21 protein-coding genes are annotated in these 21,652 nt (G+C 67.0%); 8 read left to right on the top strand and 13 right to left on the bottom strand.

Annotated elements, in window-relative coordinates:
- Positions 1-3 precede the first annotated feature (3 nt).
- From AC4JJG_RS04335 to AC4JJG_RS04360, 6 genes are all read right to left on the bottom strand, one after another.
- Positions 4-801, bottom strand: coding sequence for an NADPH-dependent oxidoreductase (locus AC4JJG_RS04335; protein WP_495399703.1), 798 nt, complete (start codon positions 799-801; stop codon positions 4-6).
- Entirely contained in the window at positions 695-2,011 is a 1,317-nt protein-coding gene (locus tag AC4JJG_RS04340; protein ID WP_495399704.1) for an MFS transporter, read from the bottom strand. Before AC4JJG_RS04340 ends, AC4JJG_RS04335 begins: the two co-directional genes overlap by 107 nt.
- On the bottom strand, positions 2,008-3,363 hold the full coding sequence (locus AC4JJG_RS04345) for an LLM class flavin-dependent oxidoreductase (RefSeq protein ID WP_495399705.1): 1,356 nt from the start codon (positions 3,361-3,363) through the stop codon (positions 2,008-2,010). The genes AC4JJG_RS04340 and AC4JJG_RS04345 overlap by 4 nt, the downstream gene beginning before the upstream one ends.
- A 20-nt stretch (positions 3,364-3,383) precedes the next feature.
- Positions 3,384-4,175, bottom strand: coding sequence for an ABC transporter ATP-binding protein (locus tag AC4JJG_RS04350; RefSeq protein ID WP_495399706.1), 792 nt, complete (start codon positions 4,173-4,175; stop codon positions 3,384-3,386).
- Positions 4,151-4,948: an ABC transporter permease gene (locus AC4JJG_RS04355; RefSeq protein ID WP_495400471.1), complete on the bottom strand. Its 798-nt coding sequence runs from the start codon at positions 4,946-4,948 to the stop codon at positions 4,151-4,153. The genes AC4JJG_RS04350 and AC4JJG_RS04355 overlap by 25 nt, the downstream gene beginning before the upstream one ends.
- Positions 4,949-5,046: 98 nt before the next feature.
- Positions 5,047-6,135 (bottom strand): ABC transporter substrate-binding protein, encoded by a 1,089-nt coding sequence (locus tag AC4JJG_RS04360; RefSeq protein WP_495399707.1) that lies wholly within the window; start codon positions 6,133-6,135, stop codon positions 5,047-5,049.
- Positions 6,136-6,365: 230 nt separating this feature from the next.
- On the opposite strand from AC4JJG_RS04360, the gene AC4JJG_RS04365 reads away from it, so the two are divergent.
- From AC4JJG_RS04365 to AC4JJG_RS04400, 8 genes are all read left to right on the top strand, one after another.
- Positions 6,366-7,211 carry an LLM class F420-dependent oxidoreductase gene (locus AC4JJG_RS04365; RefSeq protein ID WP_495399708.1) on the top strand — a complete coding sequence of 282 codons (846 nt, stop codon included), beginning with the start codon at positions 6,366-6,368 and terminating at the stop codon, positions 7,209-7,211.
- 165 nt (positions 7,212-7,376) lie between these two features.
- Positions 7,377-7,883, top strand: a complete 507-nt coding sequence (locus AC4JJG_RS04370) for a flavodoxin domain-containing protein (RefSeq protein WP_495399709.1) — start codon at positions 7,377-7,379, stop codon at positions 7,881-7,883.
- A 152-nt stretch (positions 7,884-8,035) separates the two neighbouring features.
- Positions 8,036-9,046 (top strand): YncE family protein, encoded by a 1,011-nt coding sequence (locus AC4JJG_RS04375; RefSeq protein WP_495399710.1) that lies wholly within the window; start codon positions 8,036-8,038, stop codon positions 9,044-9,046.
- Between the two features lie 51 nt (positions 9,047-9,097).
- Positions 9,098-11,308 carry an acetate--CoA ligase family protein gene (locus AC4JJG_RS04380; RefSeq protein ID WP_495399711.1) on the top strand — a complete coding sequence of 737 codons (2,211 nt, stop codon included), beginning with the start codon at positions 9,098-9,100 and terminating at the stop codon, positions 11,306-11,308.
- Entirely contained in the window at positions 11,305-13,539 is a 2,235-nt protein-coding gene (locus tag AC4JJG_RS04385; RefSeq protein ID WP_495399712.1) for a CaiB/BaiF CoA transferase family protein, read from the top strand. Before AC4JJG_RS04380 ends, AC4JJG_RS04385 begins: the two co-directional genes overlap by 4 nt.
- Positions 13,536-14,126 carry an isochorismatase family protein gene (locus tag AC4JJG_RS04390; protein WP_495399713.1) on the top strand — a complete coding sequence of 197 codons (591 nt, stop codon included), beginning with the start codon at positions 13,536-13,538 and terminating at the stop codon, positions 14,124-14,126. The genes AC4JJG_RS04385 and AC4JJG_RS04390 overlap by 4 nt, the downstream gene beginning before the upstream one ends.
- On the top strand, positions 14,123-14,653 hold the full coding sequence (locus AC4JJG_RS04395) for an FAS1-like dehydratase domain-containing protein (protein WP_495399714.1): 531 nt from the start codon (positions 14,123-14,125) through the stop codon (positions 14,651-14,653). The genes AC4JJG_RS04390 and AC4JJG_RS04395 overlap by 4 nt, the downstream gene beginning before the upstream one ends.
- A complete protein-coding gene (locus AC4JJG_RS04400) occupies positions 14,643-15,095 on the top strand; it encodes a hotdog family protein (protein ID WP_495399715.1) in 453 nt (150 codons plus the stop codon). Before AC4JJG_RS04395 ends, AC4JJG_RS04400 begins: the two co-directional genes overlap by 11 nt.
- A gap of 3 nt (positions 15,096-15,098) precedes the next feature.
- On the opposite strand, the gene AC4JJG_RS04405 is transcribed toward AC4JJG_RS04400, so the two are convergent.
- The 7 genes from AC4JJG_RS04405 to AC4JJG_RS04435 are packed head-to-tail and all read right to left on the bottom strand — an operon-like array spanning position 15,099 to position 21,624.
- Entirely contained in the window at positions 15,099-15,857 is a 759-nt protein-coding gene (locus AC4JJG_RS04405; protein WP_495399716.1) for an SDR family NAD(P)-dependent oxidoreductase, read from the bottom strand.
- Positions 15,858-15,868: 11 nt separating this feature from the next.
- On the bottom strand, positions 15,869-17,122 hold the full coding sequence (locus AC4JJG_RS04410) for a CaiB/BaiF CoA transferase family protein (protein WP_495399717.1): 1,254 nt from the start codon (positions 17,120-17,122) through the stop codon (positions 15,869-15,871).
- Positions 17,119-18,237, bottom strand: coding sequence for an acyl-CoA dehydrogenase family protein (locus tag AC4JJG_RS04415; protein WP_495399718.1), 1,119 nt, complete (start codon positions 18,235-18,237; stop codon positions 17,119-17,121). The genes AC4JJG_RS04410 and AC4JJG_RS04415 overlap by 4 nt, the downstream gene beginning before the upstream one ends.
- 6 nt (positions 18,238-18,243) lie before the next feature.
- A complete protein-coding gene (locus AC4JJG_RS04420) occupies positions 18,244-18,762 on the bottom strand; it encodes a hotdog family protein (RefSeq protein WP_495399719.1) in 519 nt (172 codons plus the stop codon).
- Positions 18,759-19,292, bottom strand: coding sequence for an FAS1-like dehydratase domain-containing protein (locus AC4JJG_RS04425; RefSeq protein ID WP_495399720.1), 534 nt, complete (start codon positions 19,290-19,292; stop codon positions 18,759-18,761). Before AC4JJG_RS04425 ends, AC4JJG_RS04420 begins: the two co-directional genes overlap by 4 nt.
- The gene (locus AC4JJG_RS04430) at positions 19,289-20,449 is read right to left on the bottom strand and encodes a CaiB/BaiF CoA transferase family protein (protein WP_495399721.1); all 1,161 of its coding nucleotides are present in this window, start codon (positions 20,447-20,449) and stop codon (positions 19,289-19,291) included. Before AC4JJG_RS04430 ends, AC4JJG_RS04425 begins: the two co-directional genes overlap by 4 nt.
- A complete protein-coding gene (locus AC4JJG_RS04435) occupies positions 20,449-21,624 on the bottom strand; it encodes an acyl-CoA dehydrogenase family protein (RefSeq protein ID WP_495399722.1) in 1,176 nt (391 codons plus the stop codon). Before AC4JJG_RS04435 ends, AC4JJG_RS04430 begins: the two co-directional genes overlap by 1 nt.
- Between the last annotated feature and the right edge of the window lie 28 nt (positions 21,625-21,652).

Here is a 21,652-nt window from a genome sequence, read left to right on the forward strand (position 1 = left end):
GCGTCAGTGCGACGGCAAACCCTGGTCGGCGAGTCGTGCCCGCAGGACCTCACGTCCCTTCAGCGCGGCGGTATCGCGGAGACGTGCGGTCACCGTGTCGATCCACCCCGCGGATCGTCCGTACTCGGCGTTGTACGCCCGCAGTCGCTCGTCGTACTCCGTGATCCCGACGTCCCGATTCGCGTCGTACTGCTCGGAGTGGACGACAACACTCTGGGGCAGACGGGGTTTCACGCCGGCCCGCTCCGACGGATCGGGCACACCGAGGGCAAGGCCGAACGTGGCGAAGGTCCCGGCGGGCAGCGCGAGTTCGGCGGCCACCTCTGCCGGATGATTCCGGATGGCGCCCACGAACACCGTGCCCAGCCCGAGGGATTCGGCGGCGACGACCGCGTTCTGGGCGGCCAGGGCGGCGTCGACGAAGCCGAGCACGGTGCCCTCCAGGTAGTCGGTGGCGGCGGCGGTGGTGCCGTGCGACGCGGCCAACCGCCGAACCCGACCGAGATCGGCCAGCCACACGAGCAGAACCGGTGCGGCGCGGATGAATTCCTGATCGCCCGCGTATCCGGCGAGCCGATCACGGCGCGCGGCGTCGCGGACCACCACCACGCTCCACGCCTGCACGTTGGACGATGTCGGAGCCGACTGGGCGGCCGCGACGATCGCAGCGAGCTGATCGTCGGTGACCGGGCCGTCACCGAATCGGCGTACCGAACGATGAGCCAGCTGTAGGTCGATCGTCGGAGAGTGCACGCGCAGCGACGTCCACTCCGGATCGCGGTAGCGCAAGCCGATGGTCATGGGGATCCTCCTCGGACGACAGTGGTTCTTCGACCACGTGATGGGGGTGTGGGAGCCGGCGAGGCAGGAAGACCGCGAAGATCGCGGCACCGGCCAACCCCACCGCGCCGAGACCGACCGATGCCGTGGCGAGACCCCACAGCGCGGCCAGACCGCCCAGCGCGGCAGGGCCGATACACATGCCGGAGTCGTGCATCAGTCGCCAGAGCGCGAGGAACTGTGGCCGCGCCGTCTCCGGCGCGATGTCGGTGCCGACCACCATGACGAGACCGTTGGTCAATCCGTTGCCCAGTCCGAGGACGAGCGCCAGGACGACCGCGGACCCCGGAGTCGAGGCCAGGGGGAGCAGGGCCAGCGCGCCGCCGAAGACCACCATCGACGGCACCGCGGTGGCCCGACGGCCCAGCCGATCCATGGCCGCACCCGCCGGATAGGACACGAGCACGTCGACGGCGCCGGACAGCCCGACCAGGACGGCGATGGCGGGACCGGACATCCCGACGTGATCGGCCCACAGAGGCAGCACCACGATACGAACGGCGCGCAGGATGCCGAGAGCGACGGCCCCGACGCCGAGGGTGAACAGTGGTCGTCCGTGATTGGCCAGGACCGACGTGATGCTGTCCGGTGGACGGCCCGCGGCGCCGGGGACGCTGACGTCGCGCAACGTCGCCATCAGTCCGGTGGCCAGAATCACGGCCGCGAGCTGCACCCCGAACGCGCCTTGCAGGTGCCACAGACTCATCGCCAGGGCGCCGATGAAGGGTCCGACGAAAGTGCCGAGACGATTCATGGCGGCCATCGCCGAGATGGCGCGGCCCCGATGGGACACCGGTACCGCCGCGGCGATGTAGGACTGGCGCGCGAGACCCCAGACCGCCTGGGCCAGACCGACCAGGATCACTCCCGCGACCAGCGTTACCAGGGAGCGATCGGAGAGGCACAGGGCCACACCGATGATCCCGACGACACCGCCTGCCGCCAGGGACAGACGCTCACCGATGGCGGCGACCAGTCTGCCCGCGGGCAGATCGGCCACCATGGTGCCGAACCCGCTCGCCGCCGCGACCAGACCCGCCACCGCCACCGTCGCTCCGTGTTCGAGGGCGGCGAGCGGGATCATCGGCATCGTGACGCCGGAGCCGAGGCCGATCAGCGCGGTGGGCAGGTAGACGTGCAGTAGTAGCGGCCGCCCGCCGACCTGGCTCAACTGGCTTGTGCGGCAGCAGAGGACGCCGCGAAACGATTCTCCGGACGCGGAAGACCGAAGTGATCACGCAACGTGGTGCCGGTGTACTCCTCGCGGAACAGCCCACGCTGCTGCAGGATCGGGACCACCGACTCGGTGAAATCGGTGAGTCCGCCGGGGTAATAGGGGGGCATGACGTTGAAGCCGTCGGCGGCTTCGTGGGTGAACCAGTCCTCGATGGTGTCGGCGATCTGTTCCGGGGTGCCGGCGAATACCCGGTGCCCCCGAGCACCGGCGAGGCGATGCAGCAGTTGACGCAGCGTCGGCCGCTCCTTCTCGACGATCTCGGCCACCACCTGCTTGCGGCTCTTCTTGTTGTGCACCACATCTCCGGCGTCACCGAAGATCCCGGGTGAGACCGGCCTGTCGAGATCGTCCTCGGCGAAGTCGATCCCGGTGATGCCCCGGAGCTGCTTGATCCCGTACGCGGGCACCGTCAGTTCGTTGAACTCCCGCTCGAGCGCCTTCGCCTCGGCTTCGGTGCCGCCGATGAACGGACTGAGTCCGGGCAGGATCACCACGTGGTCCGGGTTACGGCCGAGGCGGGCGGCGCCGTCCTTGATGTCGGCGTAGAACGTCTGGGCGTTCGTCAGCGACTGGTGGGCGGTGAAGATCGCCTCCGCATACCGGGCGGCGAAGGCCCGTCCGTCGTCGGACGCACCCGCCTGCACGAGCACCGGATGCCCCTGCGGCGACCGTGGTGCCGTGAAAGGCCCACGGACCGTGAGGTGTTCGCCGACGAACTCGGCACGATGGATCTTGTCGACATCGGCGTAGATGCCGTTCTCGGCGTCGATCAGGATCGCGTCGTCCTCCCACGAGTCGAAGAGCCGTAGTGTCGCATCGACGAATTCACCGGCGCGCCGGTATCTCTCGGACGGATCGGGATGCTCGGTGAGTCCGAAGTTCTCGGCCGCCGCATCGGTGGAGGTCGTCACGATGTTCCATCCGGCACGTCCCTTCGACAGGAAGTCCAGGCTGGAGAACAACCGGGAGAGGTTATACGGATCGAAGTAGGTCGTCGAGGCGGTGGCGATGAGCCCGATGCGTTCGGTGGCCGCGGCGATCGCGGTCAGCAGGGTGATCGGCTCCAGTCGTCCGGCGGCACTCCATGCGGCATCGGTACGCAGCGCGGGTCCGTCGGCGAAGAACACCGCATCGAATTTCGCGGCCTCGGCGGCGCGCCCGATCTCCTGGTAGTAGTCGGCGTCGTAGATGCGCTCCGGCTGCGAACGCGGGTGCCGCCACGCGGCCTCATGATGTCCCGCCGGATAAATGAACGCGTTGAGATGCAACTGCCGGGTGGTGCTCATGCTCGTCCTCTCGGGATGATCTAGGAAGGCTGTACTTCGTGGTGTGGTTCCGCGGTGTCGACGCCGAGCGCGGTCAGCAGGGCCTCGCGGTGAGCCACGAATGCGGGGTCGCGCAGAGAACGCTTGGCGCCCAACCCGCTGAGCGTGCGGTCGGCGACGAAGCCGCCGCCGTCGAGAACCAGCACGCGATCGGCCAGGCTGATCGCCTCGTCCACATCGTGGGTGACGAGGAGGACGCCGGGACGGTACTTGGCGCACAGCTCGCGGAGCAGGCCGTGCATACGGAGCCGGGTGAGGGCGTCGAGCGCACCGAACGGTTCGTCGGCGAGCAGAAGACGTGGTTGCCGCACAAGGGATCTCGCGAGCGCGACCCGCTGTTGTTCGCCGCCGGACAACTCGGTGGGCCAGGCGCGTTCCCGCCCTGCGAGGCCGACGTCGGCCAAAGCGTCGCGGCCCGCCGCCGTCGCCTCACGCCCGCCGAGGCCGAGCGTGACATTCGGCAGCACCCGCGCCCAGGGCAGCAGCCGCGAATCCTGGAACACCACAGCGGTATTCGGGGTGACGAACAGGTCGCCCGCACCGTCCACGCCGTCGTCGAGGCCTGCGATGGCGCGCAGCAGGGTGCTCTTGCCGCTGCCGCTGCGGCCCAGCAGCGCGACGAACTCGCCGCGGCGGATCGACAGGTCGATGCCGTCGAGGACGGTTCGCTCGCCGAACCGCCGCGTCAGGTCACGGGCGATGAGGACCTCGTCGGTCCGGTGTGCATCGGGTGTACGGGCGGTCCCGGTCAGCTGCCCAGTGACTGTCGCCATGCCAGCGCCCTCCTCTCGATGGTGCGCACGACCGTGTCGCCGACCAGGCCGAAGATCGCGTAGACCACCAGCCCCATCACGACGATGTCGAGTTGTCCGTAGGTGCGCGCCTGATTCATCAGGTAGCCGATGCCCTCGGTGGCGTTGACCTGTTCGACGACGACCAGTGCCAGCCACGAGATCGTCACGGCCAGACGGAGACCCGTGAAGAATCCGGGCACCGCACCGGGCAGTGCCACGCGGCGGATGAACTGCCACTGCGACAATCCGACCGTCTGGGCCAGTTCCACGTGGCGGAGGTCGACGCCCCGGAGCTGGGCGTGCGTGTTGATGTAGACCGGGATCAGCACGCTTGTCGCGATGATGATGATCTTCATGGTGTCCCCGATGCCGAACCACATGATCGCGAGCGGGATGACGGCGAGCGTCGGGATGGCGCGCTTGATCTGGATGGGCCCGTCGATCAGTGCCTCGCCCAGCCGGCTGAGGCCCGACACGAGCGCGAGGATCACACCGAGCACCACACCGATGACCAGGGATATCGCCGCCAGGCGAAGGGACGCAAGGATATTGGTCGGAAGCCGGCCGTCGGTCCACAGTTCCACCGTGGTCGACCAGATGGTCGACGGTGCCGGCAGGGTGCGCGGGTCGATGAATCCGACGGCGGAACCGATGATCCACACCGCGACCAGGATCGCCGGTCCCAGCAGCCAGCCGAACGGGATGGCCTTGCCCGGCCCGAGTCTCCGAACGGGGCCGGTGCGGCGAATCAGGTCCGGATGGCGTTGCTCGGGGCGGGTGTCGTCGGTGTGGTTTCTGATCCGGGTGAGGTCGGGTCGGGTGAACGTGGCGGAACGAGGACTGAGGACGGTCACTGGGTTACCTTCCCGGGGGTACGGTCGACGCCGGATTCCTTGGCCGCCTCCTCGATGACCGGTGCGAAGCGCTGGTCGAAGGAATCCTTGGCCCGCACGGGTTTCGGAAGTTGGCCCGCGGCCTCGAGTACGTCGATGGTGGATTGCTGTCGCTCGATGAGGGCGTCGTCAAGGGGTGGGATCGCGGTGGTGCCGGTGGTCGCGAGGATCTTCCATCCGTCTTTCGCGGTGACGTTCTGATCTTTCACGTAGTACGCGTCGATCCACTCCTTGGGATGAGTGTTGATCCAGTGGTACGCACGCACGATGAGTCCGACGAAATGCCTGAGCGCCGCGGACTTTGCGGGGTCGGTGAGAGACTCGCCGCGAGCGTAGTAATACGCGAGGCCCTCGTGGATGCGGCCGAGGCTCGTGCTGTCGATCACGGATGCGCCATCGCGGCCATGGTCTCGAAGGTAGCGCGTCAAACGGGGCTCGTTGAGCGGTGCCGCGTCGATCTCATTGGCTCCCAACGCCTCCGAGAACTCGGCCAGCTGCAGACGGACCAGGGTCACGTCGTCGGGGGTCAGTCCTGCGTTCTTGAGTGCACGGAGAACCACGACCTGCTGTGCGGTGCCCTCGGCGTAACCGATCTTCTTGCCGCGCAGGTCGTCTGCGGTCCTGAGGCCGGGGGCGGCCTGCGGGCTCGTGGCGACATTGTAGGTGGTGTCGAGGTTTTCCCTGGCCAGGATGATCGGGACCTGTTGATCAGTGAGCTGCGCGTGTATCGGTGGCACGTCGCCCACCGGCGCCACATCGGCGGTGCCCGCCCGGAAGGCCTCGAGAACCGCCGGGCCTCCGGTGAAGTTCGCGTACTGCAACGTGTAGGGCAAATCCTTGTCCACCCCGCTTGACCTCAGGAGGTTCTGGACGATGTTCTGCTGATCGGCGACGATCAGGGTGGTGTTCGGGGGAATGTCGGTGGGCAGTTGTTTGCTGAGGTCGACCTCACTGCTTCCCGGGGACGAGCAGGCGGCGGCCGCCAGGGCGATGACGGCGATGATCGTCGGCAGCACAAGATATTTCGGTTTACGGCGCAGATTCACGGACCGGCTCGATTCGTCGGTGTTCGGATGTCGGTATTCGTCGGACGCCCAGTAACCCTGTCAGTCACCTGGTTGTCACCCAACGTTTTCGCGCGCGGTGAAGATTTTCTCGCCGTCGTCGGTGTGCGCAGGCCTGAAGGGTGGTGGGAACAGGCCTGACCGGCGCGTGGTTGAGTCGGAATGGTGGGCCGGCCCCGGACCCGCCGAGCCGACCGACGGAGGTAGTTCTCATGTCCGATGACGCACGAGCCGATCACATCGCACGCTTCGGTACCTACGGCGCCTGGGGGTGGTTCGGTCAGTTCGACGCCGACGAGGCCCGACGGATCGAGGAGACCGGTGTCGGGACGATCTGGCTCGGCGGCTCACCGGAGCATCTGCGTCCGGTGCGCAAGGTCCTCGACGCCACCGAGAACATCACCGTCGCCACCGGCATCGTGAACATCTGGAACACCGACGCCGCGGCCATCGCCGACGAGTTCCACGAACTCGAAGCCGACTTTCCGGGCCGCTTCTACCTCGGTATCGGTGCGGGTCACCCGGAGGCGACCGCCGAGTATCAGAAGCCCTACGAAGCCGTGAGTGCCTATCTTGACGTGCTCGACGAGAAGAAGGTGCCGACGGATCGTCGTGTCCTGGCCGCATTGGGGCCGAAGATGTTGCGCCTCTCGGCCGAGCGCGCACTCGGAGCGCATCCGTACCTGACTCCGCCCGCGCACACGGCCTTCGCGCGCGAACAACTCGGGCCGGACGCATTGCTCGCCCCCGAGCACAAGGTTGTGGTGGACACCGACCCGTCGGCCGCCCGTGACGTCGGCCGGTCAGTGGTGGACCAGCCCTATCTGCATCTGCGCAACTACGTGAACAACCTGAAGCGGTTCGGCTACACCGACGCCGACATCGCCGACGGCGGCTCCGATCAGCTGATCGATTCGCTTGTCGCACACGGTGATGCGGCCCATGTGCGTGCGCAGATCGACGCACACCTGGCCGCCGGTGCGAATCACGTCGCCATCCAGGTCTTGGGTTCGAAGACCCCGTCGACCCAGCTGGCCGAGATCCTCGCGGCGGGCTGACGGCCCAAAAACCTCACAAATAAATCCCCGGAGAGCGCGCCGGACCGGATAAATCCCGTTCGCGTCGCTCTCCGGGGACAATTTTGTGGGCGTCACCCGGGAAGACGGGCCGTGAGGTCGAAGGACTCTGTACCGCAGTGTGTTCGATCCGAAAGAATGTGAACCATGGCGAAGATTCTGGTGGCGTATGCCAGCAAGCATCAGTCGACGGCCGAGATCGCGGAGGCGATCGCCGGGGTGCTGCGGGGACGCGGATTCGATGTCGAGTGCGTCGAGGCGGCCGAGGCATCGGCCGGCCCGTATGACGCGGTGGTGCTCGGCAGCGGCGTGTACATCGGGCGGTGGCTCAAGCATGCGCGGGCCTTCCTGAAGGCGAACCGCGACGAGCTCGCCACCAAGCCGCTGTGGATCTTCAGCTCCGGTCCGGTGGCCGAGCAGGCCGAGGCCCTCGCCGACGACCGCACGGCGGGCGAACCGCCCACTCTGGCGGCGGACGCGGAGAAACTCGGGGCCCGCGATCACGTGGTGTTCGGTGGTCGCATCCCCGACGATCCGAAGGGCTTCGTGGAGAAGGCGCTTGTGCGGCACGCCGCCGAGCAGGAACAGGATGCCCGCGACTGGGACGCCATCCGGGCGTGGGCCACGGATATCGCGGACGCGCTGGAGCGGTGACGTTCTGAACGATCCGCACCCGCGCTGCTGCCGATAGAGGGTGTGACCAGGCGCTTCTCCGTAATTCAAGAGGTTTATTGAGTAAGTCTCTTGAAAATGGTCGTGGCCGACCGTAGTGTGGCTTCAGTCACCACGCACGGATCGGAGTTCTGATGACACCTCGCCGGCATCTCGCAGTGGCCACGTCCACCGGACGTTTCCTCGACTTCGTCGATCCGGACACGCTTACGCTGTTCGCCCGCGTCGACAATCTGATCGCCGAGCCTCATGAGATGGCTGTCGACACGAGGCGTCGGCTGCTGTATCTCACCCACACCTATCGCAGTGGCTTCTATGGGGGAACGCAAGAGAAGGGGCGCGAACTATCGGTCGTCGACGTCGAATCGCACAGTGTCGTCGGCACCATCGATCTCGATCCGTATCGCGGCCCACACGATGTGGAGTACTGCGCGGCCACGGACCGGATCTATACCGGAGTCGAACGCGTCGACGGCGGTAACGGCATCGTGGTGATCGACGCGGCCACCCGGAAGGTCGTGCGGAGCATTGACACCGAGGCGCCGAATTGCCATTGGCTGGCAGTGAATTCGGACGGCACACAGGCGTATGTCAGCCACAAGGAATGCGAGTGGATCAGCGTCGTCGATCTGATCGAGGGCTGCGTCACCCGTCGGATTCCCGCGCCGGGAGGGGCGGAGGAGGTCGACGTGTCTCCGTCGGGCGATTTCGTCTACTTCGCGACTCCGCTGCTGCGCATGGGAGAGGGTGCTGCACCGGCCGAGCCGTGCACCATCCACAAGGTTGACACCAGCACCTGTGAGGTGGTCGGCACGGCGACCGTCGGCTCGCATATCTCGGCCCTGCACGTGGGCCACGGCATGCTCGCGGCATCGCAGATCGGGACCAACGACCCGTCCGCGCCGATGGCGGGCACGGTATGGCTGGTGGACACCGACTCGATGGATGTCATCGCCGATGTCGCCACCGGGCGGGGAGCCTTCACCGCCCGCTTCGATCCGGATCTACCTCGTCTCTATGTGACCAACGTCGGCTCCGGGACGGTCAGCGTCATCGATATCGCGGGCAGACCGGCCGTGGTCGGAGAGTATGAGAACAATCCTGATCCGGTCTGGGGTGGAACGCATGGACTGGCTGTGTTGTGAATCGACGAATCCGGTTGTGCAGCAGACCGTTGCGCTGTCGAGGAGGTATCTGTGCAGGTGACCTGGAACGGCGACGAGGGCTTCGGGCAGTTGTTCGGCGACGTTCGGTTGCCGTCGGCGGGTGACGGCCGTCGGCTCGTACCCGAACCGTATGTCAAACGCCTCCTGGCCACGGGCGGCCTCGCGGTGCCCCGGGGGGTGCTCGTCGACGAGGCGTCTGCCAGCGCCGACGTATCAGGGCTGGCAGCACCGTTGGTGCTCAAGGCATTCGGTGAGGGTATCGTCCACAAATCCGAACTGGGCGCGGTGCGGCTCGGCATCGAGCATGCGGCACTCGGCGACGCGATGACAAGCATGACGGAGGGGCTCGCCGAGCACGGGGTCGTCGGTCACCGCTTCCTCGTCGAGGAACAGGTCGCGTCCGGGATGGAGCTGATCGTCGGCGTCACCGATCGACAACCGTTCGGTCACATGGTCGTTCTCGGAAGTGGAGGACTGCGTGCCGAGGTTGCCGACGATGCGATCGCGCGCATGTGCCCGCTCGATCGCCGGGGTGCCGAGGAAATGATCGACCGGTTCTCCGGTACGGCCGCCCTGACCCGTCGTGGCTTACCGTTCGATCGCGACGCGGTGGTCCGGCTGCTCCTTGCCATGGCGGGCGAAGCCGGGCTGGCCTCCCGCTTGGGCCCTCGGCTTGCCGATGTCGAGTGCAATCCGGTGATCCTCCATCCGGACGGGATCGCCATCGCCGACGCACGGATGATCCTGTACGACGCCCCCGTCGGCGACGAATCCGATGGAGCAGGTGCACTCGAGGAATCGCCGGTCCCGAGGGCGATCGACTACGAGGCTATGTACCGGCCGAAGTCGATCGCGGTCGCCGGCGCGTCGGCGACGCGCAACGGCTTCGGCAACCGGGCGCTTGCGGCGTACCGATCGGTGGGCTGGACCGACGGACTGTACGCGATTCATCCGACCGCGACGGAGATCGACGGGGTGCCCGCGGTACCCGATCTGTCTGACGTTCCGGGAGGTCGTGTCGACTACCTGTTGGTCGCGCTGCCCGCACCGGCAGTCGCGGGGTTCGTCGCCCGATGCCGTGACCGCGTGGGCATCGTGCACGTCCTGTCCGGCGGGTTCCGGGAAGCCGGAGCCTCGGGTGCCGGTCTGGAGGACGAGTTGATCGGTGCCGCACGCCGTGCCGATGTCCGGGTCATCGGACCGAACTGTATGGGTATCTATGCGCCGGCCGGACGGCAGACGTACCAGATCGGCACGAGCGAAGAAGCCGGCCGTGTCGCCGTGCTGTCTCAGAGCGGCGGTCTCGGGGGCGACATCGTCCGCAGCGGCCAGGCGCTGGGACTGCGGTTCGCGAAGATGGTGTCCTTCGGTAATGCCGCCGATGTCAAACCCGGTGAGCTGCTGGCAGATCTGGTCGACGATCCCGAGGTGGGTGTCATCGGGATGTACCTGGAAGGCGTGAACGACGGCGCAGTGATCGTGGAACAGCTGCGGCGCGCGACGGGGGTGAAGCCGGTCGTCGCCCTGATCGGTGGGGCCGGCGAGCAGGGCGCGATGGCGGTCAGCTCGCACACCGGGGCTCTGACCGGAGATCGCCGCATCTGGGATGCCGTGGCCGAATCCACCGGTCTGATCCGGACCGGGACGGTCGAGAACCTGGTTGGCACACTGACCTATCTGCAGAACCACGAGGGGATGCCACCGCTTGGTGGCAACGTGATCGTGCTCGGCACCGGTGGTGGTGCATCTGTGCTGGCGACCGACGCCTGCGACCGAGCCGGACTGACGTTGACGCCCACCACCTGGGAATTCCGGGAAGGGTTGCGCGACTTGGGGTACGGCGTAGGCGCCAATGCGGCCAATCCGGTGGAGGTCGGCGTCGGCCCCGAATCCGGTGCGGCGGCGCTCGCCGACATCGTGGCGCTGCTGGACACGAACGAGGTGTACGCGGACCTCATGCTGCACGTTAATCTGCAGATCTTCTACAGTTATGGCGCCCGCGGGATCGTGCCACTGATGGAACTGCTCTCCGCGGTGGCCGAACGTGGGCACGCCGGTCGTCTTGCCGTGGTGCTGCGGAATCTCGACTGCGCCACCGGGGAGGATCTGGACGCGATCCGGGGATTCCTCGACCGGGCAGGGTTCGCGGTGTTCACCCGATTCGACGAAGCGGCGCAAGCGATTTCCGCGGCCCAGGCGTTCGATCGGACCCGTGCGGCAACGGCGAGGACACTCCGTTGACCGGGCCGCTCGACGGACTGCGGGTACTCGACCTCACCGGCGACCCCGAACCGATGGCGGCCTCGACCGTGCTGGCCGATCTGGGTGCCGATGTCATCAGGGTCGAACCACGGGCAGGGCACCCGGCCCGTTTCGTCGGCCCGCGTGTGAATGGCGTGTCGCTGCTGTGGAAATCGATGACCCGCAATCAGCGCCTCGCGGCGGTCGATCCGGACGCATCCGGTTCGGTCGAGGCCGTGCGGGATCTGTTGTCGGCGGCGGACGTCGTCATCCGGGACGGCGGGACCCCGAGGATCTTCGGATCCCTCGCCGACGATGCGGCGGTCGCCGCGTTTCCACGGCTCGTCGCGCTGAACACCGATGCCTTCGGCGAGGCGGCCGGTCTGTCCAAGCCGCCGGGAAACTCCAGGTCCGCGGAGGCATTCGGTGGTCTCGTCCACATCTCCGGCGATCCCGACCGGCCGCCGATCCACTCCGGTCTGCCGATCGGTGCGGCGACGTCCGCCTATCTGGGTGCGCTCGGGGCGCTGGCCGCGGTGTGGGAGCGCGGTGCGGAGGGGTGTGGGCAGATCGTCGAGGTATCGGGCTACGAGGCCGTGCTGCGTTTGCTGGAGTTCCTGCCGATCAATTTCCAGCAGTTGGGTCAGGTCGGTGAACGCCTGGGATCGCAGGGCACCCATGTCGTACCGGTCAACACGTGGCGCTGTGGTGACGGCAAATGGGTGTCTTTCACCGGGAACACCAACGAGATGGTGCACCGGTTGTTCCGGGCGATGGGGCGTGACGACCTGTGCGAGCACCCGGATTTCGCGACGAATGAGGCGAGGGTCGCGCATCGGGATGCGACGAATGACCTCATCGGGGAATGGCTCGCCGGCCGCCCGAGGACCGAGGTCGAAGCCGCTTGCGCCGCGGCCGGCGCACCGATCGGATCGATCATGTCGATCGGTGACTGCCTGAGCGACCCGCACTACACGGCGGCGGAATCGTTGCGCGCGATCGACGACCCCGACCTCGGTGCGGTCCGGGTGCCGGCGTCTCGTCCGCGATTCGCCGCCACCCCGCTGGGCGATCCGTCTCTCGCCGCGTCGGCGGACCGCGTCGAGGCCGCCGATATCGCGTGGCGGGAGGCCGAATTCACCGCGGTGCCCACTTTGGTGGCCGGCCGGCCTGCTTTCGCCGCCGAGGGGCCGTTGGTCGGGCTTCGTGTCCTGGACATCGGGCAGATCATCGCGGGCCCCATGTGCGCGACCTTTCTCGCCGACCTGGGGGCCGACGTCGTCAAGGTGGAAAAGCCCACCGGAGGTGACGACTTCCGTCGACTGGCACCACGACGGGACGATGTGTCGCTGTGGTGGAAGGCGGCCGCGCGCAACAAACGGTCGATCGCCCTGAACCTGAAATCCCCGTCGGGTGTCGAGGTGTTGCTCGGCCTTGTCGCGGAGGCCGATGTGGTGGTCGGCAATTTCGTGCCGGGGACGCTGGACCGTCTGGGTGTCGGGTACGAGCGCCTTGCGTCGGTCAACCCCGGACTGGTGATGCTCGAGATCAGTGGGTACGGACAGGGCGGCCCCTATGCAGGCCGCCGGGCCTTCGGTCGCAACGCCGAGGCGTTCGGCGGGCTGGCACAGGTCACCGGATACGCGGATCGTCCGCCGATGCATACCGGCTTCCCGGTCGCGGACGCGTTGAGCGCGGCCCTGGGTGCGGTGTCGATCGTGGCGGCGATCCTGGCCCGCGATCGGGGAGTCGGCGGACAGTACATCGATCTGGCTCTGTACGAGACCGTCTTCCGCCTGCTGGAGGTGCCCACCCTGGCATTCCAGACCACGGGTTCGGAGCCCGGACGGTCGGACCGGACACCGTACGGGGAGGTGCTGACGGTACGTCGCGGTGCGGACGGCCGATGGATCTCCGAAGCGCGCTGGGATGGGCCGGCAGGCACCGGGACCGGGGTGGAGGCAGTGGTTCTGGACGCCGGACAGATGGCCGTCGATCCGTACTTCGTCGCGCGGCAGAGCATCGTGACCGTGCCGGACGGCGAGTTGGGCGAGATCGCGGTCCCCGCCTGTGTCCCCCGCTTCGGTCGCACGCCGGGCCGGGTGCGGTCCGGCAGCCCGGTACTCGACGCCGACCGTGCGGACATTCTGCGCGACTGGTCCGCTGACACCGCGACGACCGAAGCCGCGCGGCACCCGGTCGCCGGCAACGACAAGGAGGCCAACCCATGACTCTCGATTTCGATGTCACCCGCTCGGCGGTGATCGTGATCGACCTACAGGCAGGTGTGACCGGCCTGGAGACGGAGCCGCATCCGATCACCGACATCATCCCGCGTGCCCGACGTCTGGCGGATGGTTTCCGCGAACACGGCGGTACGGTCATTTTCGTGAATGTGAACTACGGACCGGGCAATTCACTTCAGCTCGACGTCCCGCATGACGCGAATATCGTTTTCGATCCGCCCGCGGGCTGGGATGAGCTCGACGCCCGACTCGGCGTCCGGGAGAGCGACGTCGTGCTCACCAAGCACTCGGTCAGCGGCTTCTATGGGACGTCGCTCGATATGGTGTTGCGGCGCAACGCGATAGAAACGCTCGTCCTGTGCGGGGTGATGACCCACCACGGTGTGGAGAGCACGGCCCGATCGGCGCATGACCGCGGATATCGCCAGATCTTCGTCGAGGACGCGATGGCATCGGCCGACGCGGATCTGCACGGCCGGACGGTGACCCGCATCTTCCCGATGCTGGGCCAGGTGTCCGGTACCGAGACCGTTCTGGCCGCGCTCGGACCGGTCGCGACGACGGCATCATGAGCGAGGGGGCGTACACGCTCGCCGTCGGCACCTACGAGGATGCGTTGGCCTGGGTCGGCAGGCGTGGCGAACCGCGGTATTCCGACTACGTGGTCAGCGCGGGGGCGGGACGCAGATTCGCCGCGTCGGTCCGCGATCCGAATCCGCTGTGGTGGGATCCGGAGATCGCCCGGGAGGTGGCAGGCGGCGAGGTCGTGCCGCCGGCCACCTTGGTTCGGTGGCTCACGCCACCGATGTGGACACCGGAAGGGGTACCGGTGGATTCGATGCTGATCCGGGTCCCGCTGCCCGGCGATTCGATGATCAACATCTCCACCGAGATCGAGTTCTTCGATCACCTGCGCGCGGGTGACCGGCTGACGCAGACCGAAGAAGTGGAGTCGGTGTCGGAACTGAAGCACACCGCCGCCGGACCCGGGCATTTCCTGACTGTCCTCTCGCACTTCACACGGCATGACGGCACGGCCGTCGCCACCCAGCGCAATGTGATCCTCCGATTCCGAAAGCGGGATGATGATGACCGATAATGATGCCGCCCAGCATGATCGACCGCCCGGAGCGGTGGTCACCGAATCCCTGCCACCGCTGCGTGAGGTGATATCGCACCGCGATGTCATGGTCAGCGCGATCGAGACCGGCACCTACTTCGACGGGCACCTCGACACCGACTACGCACGGTCGCAGGGCCGCCGCGACATCTACCTCGCAAGCGGCCCCATCGCCGGGCTGGTCGACCGGTACGTCCTCGGTTGGACAGGGCCGCACGGATTTCTGCGACGCCGCAAGCTGTCCATGCGTGAATCCATCTGTGGTGGGGACGTCATCGAGGTCACGGGCACCGTGCGAGCCGACGAAGCCGATGAGGAGCGCGGTGGCAGGATTCTGCGGATCGAGGTCGACATAGTCGCCGTCGAATCCGGAAAGCGTTGTGCGCATGCGGATGTGACCGTCTCGATGCCCGTGGTCTGATCGTCAGTACGCGGTGCGGCCGCCATCGACGGGGAGCGTCGCGCCGGTGATGAAGCTCGCGTCATCGCTGCACAGGAACAGGACGGCGGCGGCGATCTCGGTGGGCTTTCCGATGCGGCCGGTGGGGCATTCGGCGATCATATGGTCCATCATCGACGGATCGTTCTTCACGACATTGTCGATGAGCGGAGTGGCGATCGCACCCGGCGCTATCGAGTTGATCCGGATTCCCTTGGGCGCGTATTCGAGCGCGACGGCCTTGGTGAGTCCGATGACCCCGTGTTTCGCCGCGCAATAGCCGGACAGACTGTGGACTCCGTTGATTCCGGCGCCGCTCGACGTGTTGACGATCGCACCTCGCCCGGCTCGCTCCATGACGGGGAGTTCGTGCCGGAGACAACGGAATACACCCGACATGTGGATGTCGACGGTGGCCGACCAGTCGGCCTCCGACATCTCGGCGAAGGGCTTCGGAGGGAAACCGAAACCGGCGTTGTTGTGCGCGAAGTCCAGTCGGCCGAACCGATCCACGACGGCCTGCACCATCGCGGCGACCGCGGCGTCGTCGGTGACGTCGGCCTCCACCCAGTCCGCCCGGCCGCCGTCAGCGACGATGCCGTCGGCCGCTTCTCTCGCGCGGGAGGCCGAGATGTCGGCAATAACCGCGGTCGCCCCGGCTGCGGCGAACGCCCGCGCTGTTTCGAGGCCCATTCCGGACGCCCCGCCGGTGATCAACGCGACCCGGTCATCGAACTTGTTCATGATGTATCCCTTCACTTTTCGGTGCGCCGACGGGCATGTCGGAGCGTTGTCGGCCCGCCGGGCGACCAGCGGCCGACGCGTCCGATGTTCTGGTGGGTGAGATCGTCGAGGATCTCCGCACGATGTTTGTCAGGAGTCGGTGCGCACGTCGGTACCGGCAGTTGTTCACCGTCGAAACGCAGGGGATTCGGCAGTTGATCGGCCGCCAGGCGGTCCTGTGGAATCCAGGGCATCCGTTCGCGGAACTGCGGGTCCGAGGGAGCCGATGCACTGCTGTTCACCGCACTTATCGGCACGTCATGACGTAGTCCGAAATCGATCCAATCGAGGGTGCTCCGGGTGGCGAACACCGCGCCCAGTTCCCGGTGAAGCTCGTCGTTGCCGACGGCATGGTCGCCGGCATCGGCGCCGGGATACCGGTCGAACAGATCCGAGCGACCGATCCCGTCGCAGAAGGCCTTCCAGAATCTCCGTTCGGCGGCCATGAACAGCACCATGCCGTCGGCCGAATCGTAGAACTGATAGCGGACTCCTTCCCGCATCCCCGCAGTTCCCGGCGCACGTCGCCGGTATCCGTCGGACGGATTCCCGGTGACCTCGTCGGCGTCGCGCTCATAAGCGCGCCAGGTCTCGATGCGTAGCCAGTCGAAAGCCGCGGCGGCATCGGATTGCGCGATCTCGACCCGGCAGCCCCGGCCCGTCGTCCGCGCCTGGATTATCCCGGCGAGGATGCCGAGCGCGCCATACAGCGGCCCCGCGTTGATCCCCACCGACAGGTGTTCGTCGATGACAGGCTGACCGCCGCTTGTGCGGGATACCGGTACCAGACCCGCCCACGCATCGAAAGCGACTCCGTGACTGGGGATGTCACGATACGGCCCGGAGGTGCCGAACCCCGAGATGGAACAGAAGACGAGCTCGGGGCGGATGGCGCACAGCGTGTCGTAGCCGAGCCCCCGCCGGTCGAGGCCGCCCGGACGCATCGCCTCCACCACGACATCGGCGGTGCTCACCAGATCCCGGAATACGCGTACGTCGTCGTCGGCGCGCAGATCGAGCACGATGCTCCGTTTGCCGCGCGAGATGTGCAGATGCATCAACGAGACCCCGTCGATGATCGGCCATGTCACGTCACGGAGATAGTCGCCGCCCGGTGGCTCCACCTTGATCACGTCAGCGCCGAGATCGGCGAGATGAGTGGTGATGGCGCCGGGACCGAGCATGCTCACCTCCACCACGCGGACCCCATCCAGTGGCGCGTTCATGACGCACTCCGCCCGTCGAGGTAGACGCGGGCAATCATCTCGGCCAGGAACGGCTCATCCCAGTACGAGAGCTGCCATACCTTGGCGCGGCGGAAGAAGAGTTGCGGGTCGTAATCCACGGTGAACCCGTTGCCGCCGAAGATCTGCTGGGTCGTCGCGGTCACGTCACGGAATGCCCGGCACGCCGCGAGTTTCGCCATCGGGCCGAGGGCGGCGATCGACCGGCCCTGATCGGCGGCCCAGGCCGCCTGCCACACCAGGGTCTCGGCACCGTCGATCTCGGTGCTGCGATCGGCGAGGGCGTGGGAGATCGCCTGGAATGCGCCGATGGGCTTGCCGAACTGCTCACGGACCTTCGCGTACTCCACGGACTGCTTCAACGACTCCTGTGCACCGCCCACGGCCTGCGCGGCCAGCACGATCGCCGCGCGGGTGAGCGAGGTGGTCCAGATATCCCATGCGGTCGCGGCATCCGCGACGATCTGCGCGTCATCGACCCGGACCGAATCGAATTCGACGCGGTACTGGGCGTTCCCGGACATGGAGAACATCTGTGTCAGACGCACACCAGGGGTGTCCGCGGCGACGAGGACGGCCACGATTCCCTTGTTGTTTCGCGCAAGAACCATGAAATGGTCTGCGATGGACGCGAATTCAACATGAAGTTTGACGCCGGAGAGCCGGCCGTCGGCGGAGAGTCTGGCGTGGATGCCTTCGGCGCCGAACCCGGATTCGGGTTCGAGCCAGGCGGGCACGATGATTGATGTGCCATCGGCGAGCCCGGGGAGCAGGGCTGTGGTTTCCTCGGTTCCGATGGCGGACAGGATCGAGGCGGACACTACGGAACTGCAGAAATGTGGTGACGGAATGAGCGCGCGGCCGAACTCCTGATACACGATTGCGGCATCGAGCATGCTCATGCCCAGGCCGCCGTGATCCTGGGGGATCAGCATCCCGGTCACACCGAGCTCGGCGAACCGGGACCACAGGCCGTCGTCGTAACCGCGGGCGTCGTCCTCGAGTTCGCGAACCCGATTCATACCGCAGTGCGCGGCACAGACGTCACGGATCACGTGTCGCAGATCGTGCTGTTCGGGGGAGAAGGTCAATTCCATGGCGGGCTACTTCCTGTCGGTCACCGGCACGGCGGTGGCTACTCGTGGATTCCAGTCCGGGGTGGGGGTGTGCCAGGCGGCGAGAGGGTGATCGCGGGGCAGCGCGATGGTGGCCTTCGCCACCACGCACAACCGGTCCTGCTGCGTCACCGTGGTGTCTACAGTCACGAATCCGATTGCCTCCGAGTGTGTCTCGGTATCCAGCACCGATCCCGCGAACCTCATCGGGGTGTCCGGGTAGATCGAGTCGCGCATCGCGAAGCCGATCTGCTGCAGTCGTCCGGTGGATCCGGTCCAATCGGTCAGGTAGCGCTCCAGAAAGGCGGCGATGGCCGGGGTGTTCATGAATATGTCACGGGTTCCGTTGTGGTGCACGGCGAAATCGCGATCGTGATGCATCGGCCGCCAGTCGCGGGTTGCCAGGGCCGACAAGACGACGGTGGTCGCCGAGACCGGCACGTCGAGGTGCGGCAGTTCGTCTCCGACCGCCACCGTTTCGTACCGCAGTGCCTCCGTCGGATTCATGACCCACCCCGAGTCCGGTAGCCGAAGAAACGGTAGGACTCGACGCCTACCGGTACTGTGCCGCAACGGTATTCGACATCGAGCGCCCAGAAGCGGCCGCGCCCGAGCCGGGTGGTCTTCATCGGACCGACGCCACGGAGGATCTGCACGGAGCAGAGGCGGTCGCCGGGCCGCACGGGTGCGAGGAATCGTGCGGTGTTCTCGGCGACGATCGCCTCGGGTACGCCGAGTAGCTCCTTGACGTCGAAATGTAGTCGGAGCGCGAGGTTGTCCGCCTCGTCCGGGGACCAGGAGAAGGGGCGTACCCAGGCCGACATCATGGTCAGCGGCGCCATGAGACCGCCGCAGATCTCCTCCGCGGCGGTGTCGTGCCAGAAGACCGGACTCGCGTTCCCCACTGCCGCACACAGATTTCGGATCGCTCCGATCTCGACGGGTACCGAACTCTCCTCCCGATACATCTCGCGGCCGGCGAGGCTGAGGACGTCGTACGGCAGGTCGTCGGCGAAGTCGTCGAGTGGCGCGGTCACTCGATCACCCCGTCACGCGTCAGGGCGGCGATCAGCTCGGCGTCGAGGCCGGCCGTGGTGAGCAGGTCGTGGGTATGGGTGGTGTCCGGCCCGAGCACCGAATCGGTTCGGCCATGTACTGAACCGGCGAGGGGCGCGCCGAGCTGGGTGATCGGGGATCCGGACTCCGTGCGGTTCTCCACGAACAGTCCGCGTTCGGCGAAGTCCCGGTCCCCGGCAACCTCCGCGACGGTCAGGACCGGTGCCACACAGGTGTCGAGGGGAGCCAGCCGATCGACCCACTCGTCGCGGGGACGGGCCGCGAAGGCCTCGCACATGTCGGCGCGGATGCGGTCCTGGACATCCTCGGACATCTGATGCTCCGACCACCGGGACAACCCGAGTTCCGCGCACAGGTTCCGCCAGAATCGGGATTCGATGGCGCCCACCGCTATCCAGCCGTCATCCGACGTGCGGTAGACGCCATAGCATGCATAGCGCCCGCTGAGCAGATCCCGGCCGGGACCGGGTTCGGTTCCGGTGGCCAGGTAGGCGTCCAGATGCAACCCCATCAGGGCCAGGACTCCGTCGGTGACCGATACGTCGAGGGCGGCGCCCTCGCCGCTGCGCTCCCGACGGAACAGGGCGGCGAGAATCGATGTGGTCGCGTGGAGTCCGCCGCCGGCGCTGTCGGCAACCGTGGCACCGGGCAGGGCCGGTGCGCCATGGGCGTCGCGAGCGCCGGTCGCCAGGAACCCACCGGTCGCCAGGTAGTTGATGTCGTGTCCGACCCACGCCGAGCGGCGTCCGGAACGGCCGTAACCGGATGTCGCGCAGTAGATGACGGCGGGATTGACCTGGCTGATCGCCGCGTGCCCGATACCCAGACGGTCGGCGACGCCAGGGCGGAACGACTCGATGACGACATCCGCGGTGGTCACGAGAGCGAGGAAGGCTGCGGTGCCGGAGGCGTTCGTGAGATCTATCCGTGCGCGCCGCATGCCGCGGTTGCCGCCGTAGGCGTGCGGCGGCGGACGCCACGGCAGGCGGTCTGCCGTACGTGGCGCCTCGACTTTGACGACGTCGGCGCCCAGGTCGGCGAGCCAGCGTGAGGTCCGGGCGGCCGGCCCGACGGTCGACAGGTCGACGACCCGAACCCCTTCGAGGAGTGCCCCCATCAGTAACACCTCGGCAGGCCCAGCCCACGCCGGGCGATGATGTTCCGTTGAATTTCCGAGGTGCCGCCGCCGATGGTGTCGATCACGGTGTAGCGGTAGGTGGACTCCGCCCGGCCCCGCATCGGTGCCTCCTCGGTGCCGACGCGCAGCTGGGTGCCCGGACCGCCGAGATCCATTGCGGTGTCGGCCAGTCGGCGGGAGAACTCCGTCGCGTACAGCTTGTACTCCGAGGATTCGGTGGTGGGCGGAGCGTCGCCGGAGGCATGCACCACGCGCAGCCCCAGCCCCTTGGCCATCGCGGCATGTGTCACGAGGTGGGCGATGCGCTGCCGGACCGACTCGATCTCTCGCAGCGGTACACCGTCTCGTCGGGCCGAGCGCACATAGTCGAGAAGGACCTCGAGGCGCTGTTCGATGGGGGACAGCGTGAAGAGCGTGAATCGCTCGATGTCGAGGGCCTCCGAGATGTACTGGAATCCCTTGCCTACCTCGCCGACCACGTAGTCGTCGGATACCCAGACGTCATCGATGTGCACCTGATTGGTGCGCTCTCCGCCCATGGTCCAGATCGGGGTGACGGTGATGCCGGGATCGTCCATGGGCACCAGGAACAATGTGATGCCCTGATGTTTCGGTGCCGACGGATTGGTTCTCGCGCCCAGCCAATACCATTCGGCGAAGTGCGCGGAGGTGGTCCACGTCTTCTGACCATTCAGTCGCCAGCCGGCCCCGTCCCGGGTGGCCGCAAGCCGCATCGAGGCGGCGTCGGAACCCGCATCCGGTTCGCTGTAGCCGACCGCGAATTCGATCTCGCTGCGCAGGATCTTGGGCAGGAACTCGGCCTTCAGTCGCTCACTTCCATGGCGCAGCAAGGTCTTTCCGATGATGCCGACACCTTTGCCGATCTGCGGCCCGCCCCGGCGGGCGAGTGATTCGTTGAGAAGGTATTCATACATCCCGTCCTCGTCGGCCCCGCCCCACTGGGTGGGCCAGGTGAGTCCGAGCCAGCCCTGAGCGCCGAGAGCGCGCATGAAGGCCCGTCGCTCGGGACTGTCCACCACCTGCGCGTTGTTCTCCTTCGTGACGTCGAAGACACTCTGATCGGGGTACGCGTCCAGGAATGCCTCCACGCGTTCGACGAAGTCCCGCTGCTCCGGGGTCAGGTCGAAGTCCATCTCGTTCCTTTCTGTTCGGGCCGGGCCG

This window comes from Gordonia sp. B8661-1 (genome assembly GCF_059427765.1).